We start from the raw sequence: 6,808 nt of genomic DNA, 5'->3' as shown, positions 1-6,808 counted from the left end.
TGGATGCCACCCGTGACCACACCGGCGGGGACGTTGAGCGCGCGGGTGCCCTCGTATCCCTTCCAGCACCAGCACTACTGGCTCCAGCCCACCACCCCGTCGGAGGGCCTCGACACCCCCGACCACCCGCTGCTGCGGTCCCTGGTGAAGCTCCCCGACGGGCAGGGCGTGGTGCTGACCGGGAAGCTCTCCGCGTCCGTCCACCCGTGGCTGGCCGAGCACACCGTGCTCGGTTCGACGCTGCTGCCCGCGATGGCGTTCGTGGACATGGCCGTCCACGCCGGCGAGCAGACGGCCAGCCCCGTACTGTCCGAGCTGGTCCTGGAGGCACCGCTCGTGCTGTCCGAGCGCGACGGTGTGCACGTGCAGGTCACCGTGGGGGCGCCCGACGACACCGGACGCAGACCCGTCACCGTCCACTCCCGCACCTCCGCCGAGCCCGACGAGTGGACCCGCCACGCGACCGGCGTGCTCGGTCCGGCGGCGGACCGGGAGACACGGGCCGACCGGGCGGCCGTGCCCGGGGCGGACGACAACGAGGCCGCGCCCATCGACATCGACTCGTTCTACGACCGGCTCGCCGAAGCCGGCTACGACTACGGGCCGACCTTCCAGGGGCTCACCGGCATCCGGCGGCACGGCGAGGACCTGCACGCCGAGGTGAGCTTCCCGGCGGACCCCGCGCAGCTCACCGGTTACCGCGTCCATCCCGCGCTCCTGGACGCCGCCATACAGCCGCTGACCCTGCTCGCCGGCGTCGCGGCCGAGGACGGCGGGGCCGGCGGCAGCCCGGCGCGACTGCCCTTCTCGTTCTCCGGTGTGTCGGTCACCGGGTCGGCCGCGACGGTCCGCGTGGTGCTGCACCCGACCGGGCCGGACACCTGCGCGGTGCGGATCACCGACACCGCCGGGACGCCGGTCGTCAGCATCGACGAGATCGTCCTGCGGCCCGTCGAAGCGGCGGGTCCGGGGGCCGGGCGCCGGCCGAACACGCTGTTCGCCGTCGACTGGACCCCGATGGCGGCACCGGACGGGCCGGACACCGAGACGGTCCTCCACGAGGTCGCCGGCGAGGGCGAACCGGTCGCGGCCGCCCACGCGGTGACCCGCGAACTGCTCGGCAGGGTCCGGGAGTTCCTGGCCACCGACACGCCGGCCCGGCTCGTGGTCCTCACCGGCGACGACCTGGCCTCCGCCGCCGCCCGCGGCTTCCTGCGCAGCGCGCACAGCGAGAACCCCGGGCGGATCCTGACCGTCCGGCACGACGGCACGGCCGCCTCACGACGGGCGATCCCCGCCGCGGTGCGCGCCGCCGTGAGCGACGGCGAGCCCGAGATCCGGTTGCGCGACGGAACCGCCCTCGTGCCGAGGCTGGTGAGGGCCGCCCCGACCGGGCCGGCCGGGCCCCCGGACGTCGCGCCCCTGGACGGCACCGTGCTGATCACCGGCGGCACCGGCACCCTCGGCGTCCTGGTCGCCCGGCACCTGGTCGGGCGGCACGGCGCCCCGCACGTGGTGCTCGCCGGCCGCCGCGGCGTCGAGCCGCCCGGGCTCCGGCAGGAGCTGGGCGCCGCCCTCACCGTGGTCGCCTGCGACGCCGGTGACCGCGGGGCACTGAGCGATCTCGTCGCCTCGATCCCCGACCTGCGGGTCGTCGTGCACGCCGCCGGGGTCGTCGACGACGCCGTGGTGGGATCGATGACACCGGAGCAGATCGACACGGTGCTGCGCTCGAAGGCCGATGCCGCGTGGCACCTGCACGAGGCCACCGAGCACCTGGACCTGCGGGCGTTCGTGCTGTTCTCCTCGGCGTCCGGGGTGTTCGGCGCCCCCGGGCAGGCCAACTACGCCGCCGCCAACGCGTTCCTCGACGCGCTCGCCGAGCACCGGCACGCGCGCGGTCTGCCGGTCACCTCCCTGGCCTGGGGCCAGTGGGCCGAGTCCAGCGGCATCACCGGGAACCTCACCGAGGCCGACCACCGCCGGCTGGCGAGGACCGGGATGCTGCCGCTCGCCACCGAGCAGGCCCTCGACCTGTTCGACACCGCCCTGGCCGGCGAACGCCCGGCGCTGGTGCCGGTCCGCCTCGACCTCGCGGCGATCGACACCCCGCCCGCGCTGCTGCGCGGACTCGCCCGGCCGCGGCGCGCGCCGGCCCCGGCGACCGGCCCCGGTGACCTGCGGGCCAGGCTCGAAGCCCTGCCCGAACCCGAGCAGCGCGCCCTGCTGCTCGACCTGGTCGTCACGCACAGCGCGAGCATCCTCGGGATGGCCCCCGGCGGGATCGACGACCCGCGTCAGCTGTTCCGCGACCACGGCGTCGACTCGCTGACCGCCATCGAGCTGCGCAACCGGCTCAACGCGGCCACCGGGCTCCAGCTCCCGGCGACCCTCGTCTTCGACTTCCCGACGCCCGAACAACTCGTCAACCACCTCTACGGGCAGCTGTGCTCGCCGGAGAACCGGGTCGCCGGGCCGATGGAGCGCCTGCTGCGCAAGGCCGTCGACGTCGGCCGCGCGCAGGACGGCCTCGACCTGCTGGCCACGGCGTCCCGGCTGAGCCCGGCCACCGACGCGCCCAAGGCCGAGGCGGTCGCCCTCGCGGCCGGCTTCCTCCAGCCGTCGCTGGTCTGCCTGCCGTCCGCGCTGGCGTCCGGCGGCATCGAGGAGTACGGGCGGTTCGCCGCGGCGCTGGAGGCTGCCCGCGACGTCACGGCGCTCACCCTGCCGGGCTTCGCCGGCGACCCGCTGCCCGCGGACGCCGACGCCCTGGTCCAAGCCCTCGCCGAGGCCGCGTCGGCCGTCGCCGCGCCGGTGCTGGTCGGCCGTTCGGTGGGCGCGTGGCTGGCGCTGGCGACCGCCGGGGAACTGGAACGGCGGGGGGCCCGGCCCAGCGCCGTGGTGCTGATCGACGGCTACCCCGACGACCTGCCGGGTGTGCTCACCGGCATGCTCGACGCCGGCCACCAGGTCCAGCCGGTCGACGACGACCGGCTGGTGGCCATGGGCCGTTACCTCGATCTGGCCGGCGCCCCGGAGCCCGTCACCGCGCCGGTGCTGCTGGTGGGCACCGGGAAGCGCTCGTGGCCCCGGCTGTCCACCACCGCCCAGGAGGTGCTCACCGTCTCGGGTGACCACTTCACCGTACTGGAGGAGCACTCCGCGGCCACGGCGCTGGCCATCAGCACGTGGCTCCTCGACTTCAGCGGATACGGGGCCGGATTGTCCGCACTCAGGGGAAAGGACGATGCATGATCTGGGACAACGTCTACATCGGCGGAACGGGGCGATATCTGCCGCCCCGCACGCCCGCGACGCGGGCCGTGCCGGACACCGAGACGATGAGGCGGCTGCTCGCGCTGTCGGACTTCGTGTCGTTCACCCGCTCCGACGACGTCACCGAGCACGCGATGGCCGTACACGCGGCGATCGGAGCCCTGCGCGAGTCCGGCCTCAGCGGCGCCGACATCTCCATGGCCGCCTACGCCCAGATGGACCACCAGGACCACATGGCGTCCTCCTGCCACCTACAGCGCGTCCTCGGCCTCGGCCACGCCCTCGTCTACGAGGTCGAGGCGACCAGCAACGGCGGCTCGGCCGCGCTCCAGTCCGCCGCCGCGCACCTGGTGGCCGACCCGGCCGCGACCGCGACCCTGGTCACGGCCACCGCCCGGTTCCTGCCGCCGCGGTGGGAACGCTGGCAGCCCACCATCGGGATCTTCCTGGCCGACGGTGCGGTCGCGGCCGTGCTCAACCGCGAGGGCGGCCGGGCGCGACTGGTCGCGACCGCCAACAGCTCAGCGACCCAGATGGAGGTCCTCGCCACCCCGACGATCCCGGACCCCGAGGGCCACCGCAACCGTACGCCGATCGAGGTCACCGGCCTGGCCCCGTATCTGACGCTGATGAGCGGGGCACTGGTCACCGCGGTCGAGCAGGCCGCCAAGGAGGCCGGCGTCAGCGTCGCCGACATCACCAGGTTCGTCGTCACCGGTCTGGGCCTGGCCCAACTGGAGGTCGTCGTGCTGGAGCCGCTCGGCATCGACCTGGGCCGCACCACCTGGCCGATGCTGCGCGAGCTCGGCCACGTCGGGCCGTGCGACCAACTGCTCGGCATGGACCACCTGCTGCACGACGAGACCCTCAAGCCCGGCGACACCATCATGTCGATCGGCCTCGGCATGGGCTCGCGGTTCACCGCCTCCCTGCTGGAGGTCACCGAGCCGCCCAAGCCCCGTACGACCACCACCTTCACCGAGCCGGTGCGCGCGCAGGCCCCGCCCGCCGACGCGTATGTCATCGACCCCTCGGGCGGCGACATCTTCGGCGAGGCCGCTGCCCTGCGCGAGCGCGGCCCGGCCACGCCCGTCGAACTGCCCGGTGGCGTGTCGGCCTGGGCCGTCACCGGGCACGACCTGGCGAAGAAGCTGCTGCTCGACCCGAAGGTCTCCAAGGACGCCAACAAGCACTGGCCCCTGTGGCGCGACGGCGACATCCCGCCGGACTGGCCGCTGATCATGTGGGTCGCGATGCAGAACATGTTCACCGCCTACGGGGACGACCACACCAGGCTGCGCAGCCTGGTGGCCAAGGCGTTCACCCCGCGCCGTATCGAAGCGATGCGGCCGCGCGTCGAGGAGATCACGGCCGGCCTGATCGCCGACCTGGCCGCGGTGCCGCCGGGACAGGCGGTCGACCTGCGCGCACGCTTCGCGTTCCCGCTGCCGATCCAGGTCATCACCGGATTGTTCGGGGTGACCGCGCGGACGGGCGCGGACCTGCGGCGGCTGGTGGACGCGGTGTTCAGCCTCGACGCGGACCCGGCGGGCGTGCAGGCCGCCTCCGGCGAGCTGTACATGCTGCTCAAGGACCTCGTGGCCGCCAAACGGCGCGACCCCGGCGACGACATGACCAGCGACCTGATCGCCGCGCAGGAGGCGGACGGCACACGACTGTCCGAGCGGGAACTGCTGGACACCCTGCTGCTGACCATCTCCGCCGGCTTCGAGACGACGGTCAACCTGCTCGACCACGCCGTCCACGCGCTGGCCACGCACCCCTCCCAGCTCGCCCTGGTCCGCTCCGGGACCAGCACGTGGGAGGACGTGGTGGACGAGACCCTGCGCTGGCAGGCGCCGGTGCCGAACCTGCCGCTGCGGTACGCCGTGGAGGACATCTCCGTGGACGGCGTGCGGATCCGCAAGGGCGAGGCGATCCTGCTGTCCTACGGCGGGGCCGGCCGCGACCCGGCGCAGCACGGGGCCGACGCGGAGGACTTCTCCGTCACCCGGCCGTCGCGGGCCGACCACCTCACCTTCGGGCACGGCGTGCACTACTGCCTCGGCAGCCCCCTGGCGAAGCTGGAGGCGACGACGGCGCTGTCCGCGCTGTTCTCCCGGTTCCCCCGGCTTCGGCTGGCCGTCCCGTCGTCCGGACTCGAGCCGCTGGGTTCCTTCTTCACCAACGGACACAAGACCCTGCCGGTCATCCTGGAGGAGGGCTGATGGCCCATCTCGCATTCGTGAGCGCCCCCGCGTCCGGGCATGTGAACCCGACCCTGCCGCTGGTCGAAGAGCTGGTCCGGCGCGGTCACCGGGTCAGCTACGCCACGGGACCGGCCACCATGGACGGCCCCGTCGCCGCCGGGGCGTCGCCGGTGACGCTGCCCTCGCGGCTGCCGCCCGGCATGGCGGCGCGGGGCGAGTTCACGGCGGAACAGCTCGCCGTGACGATGGAGTACTACCTCGACGACGCGCGTGCCTCCTTCCCCGTCCTGGCCGAGCACTTCTCGGCCGACCCGCCGGACGCGGTGTGCTACGACTCGGTGACCTTCACCGGGAGGATGCTGGCGAACCTGCTCGGGGTGCGGGAGATCTCCCTGGTGCCGACCTTCGCGGAGAACGAGTCCTTCTCGGCGGCGCAGGTGTACTTACCGGCCGGCTTCGACCACACCAACCCCCGGTTGGTGGCCGCGATCCAGGACATGGGGAAGTTCGCGCAGGGCCACACCTTCCTCGAGGACCCGAACCTGATGTTCGGCTACGTGGCCCCGACCAGCCTGGTGTTCATCCCCCGCGAGTTCCAGATGTCGGGGGAGACCTTCGACGAGCGTTTCCACTTCGTCGGGCCGTCGCTGAGCAGCCGGCAGACCGCTGAGGAGTGGAGCCCCCGGTCGCGGGCCCCGGTGCTGCTGATATCGCTGGGAACCGTCTTCAACGACCGGCCCGAGTTCTACCGGACCTGCATCGAGGCGTTCGGGGACAGCGACTGGCAGGTCGTCATGGCGGTGGGCGGGCTGGACCAGGAGTCGCTGGGCCCGATCCCGGCGAACGTCGAGGTGCACGCGCACGTGCCGCAGGTGGCGGTGCTGCGGCACACCGAGGTGTTCCTGAGCCACGCCGGGATGAACTCGGCGATGGAGTCCCTCTACCACGGGGTGCCCTTCGTGGCGGTGCCGCAGATCCCGGAACAGCGGGCGGTGGCCCGGCGGGCGGAGGAGCTGCGGGTCGGCAGGACGCTCGCCGAGCCGACCGTGCAGGGCCTGTACGACGCCGTCCGGGACGTCCGGTCCTGCCGCCCCCGGGCGGCTGCCCTGAGCCGGATCGTGCGCGGGGCGGGCGGCGCGGCAAAGGGGGCGGACGTCCTGGAGAAGCTGCTGACGCGGTAGCGGCCGGACTCCACGTCGCGGCGACCGGCGACCGCCGGTGCCGGACCGAGGGCTCCGGAGGGTTCCGGTCGGCCGGCGGCGGTTGCGGCGGCACCGGTGCGAGCCGTGCCCGGCCGGAGGCACGGTGACGCCTCCGGCCGG

At 73.9% G+C, this 6,808-nt stretch carries 3 protein-coding genes; all 3 read left to right on the top strand.

What is annotated here, in order from left to right; genetic code table 11:
- The first annotated feature begins 45 nt into the window (after positions 1-45).
- The 3 genes from IF37_RS0112445 to IF37_RS0112435 are packed head-to-tail and all read left to right on the top strand — an operon-like array spanning position 46 to position 6,667.
- Complete coding sequence (locus IF37_RS0112445; RefSeq protein ID WP_052845136.1) at positions 46-3,255, top strand: type I polyketide synthase; 3,210 nt, start codon at positions 46-48, stop codon at positions 3,253-3,255.
- Positions 3,252-5,504: a cytochrome P450 gene (locus tag IF37_RS46595; RefSeq protein WP_158727333.1), complete on the top strand. Its 2,253-nt coding sequence runs from the start codon at positions 3,252-3,254 to the stop codon at positions 5,502-5,504. The genes IF37_RS0112445 and IF37_RS46595 overlap by 4 nt, the downstream gene beginning before the upstream one ends.
- A complete protein-coding gene (locus tag IF37_RS0112435) occupies positions 5,504-6,667 on the top strand; it encodes a macrolide family glycosyltransferase (protein WP_030740661.1) in 1,164 nt (387 codons plus the stop codon). The genes IF37_RS46595 and IF37_RS0112435 overlap by 1 nt, the downstream gene beginning before the upstream one ends.
- The last annotated feature ends 141 nt before the right edge of the window (positions 6,668-6,808 follow it).

This window comes from Streptomyces sp. NRRL S-31 (assembly GCF_000718775.1).
In the GTDB taxonomy this organism is placed as follows: Bacteria; Actinomycetota; Actinomycetes; order Streptomycetales; family Streptomycetaceae; genus Streptomyces.
This window is presented reverse-complemented; position numbering and strand designations above follow the sequence as displayed.

What these genes read in the sequence shown, in the direction of transcription:
- IF37_RS46595 (WP_158727333.1), top strand. Translation starts at nt 3,252, where the DNA reads ATGATCTGGGACAACGTCTACATCGGCGGAACGGGGCGATATCTGCCG.
- IF37_RS0112435 (WP_030740661.1), top strand. Translation starts at nt 5,504, where the DNA reads ATGGCCCATCTCGCATTCGTGAGCGCCCCCGCGTCCGGGCATGTGAAC.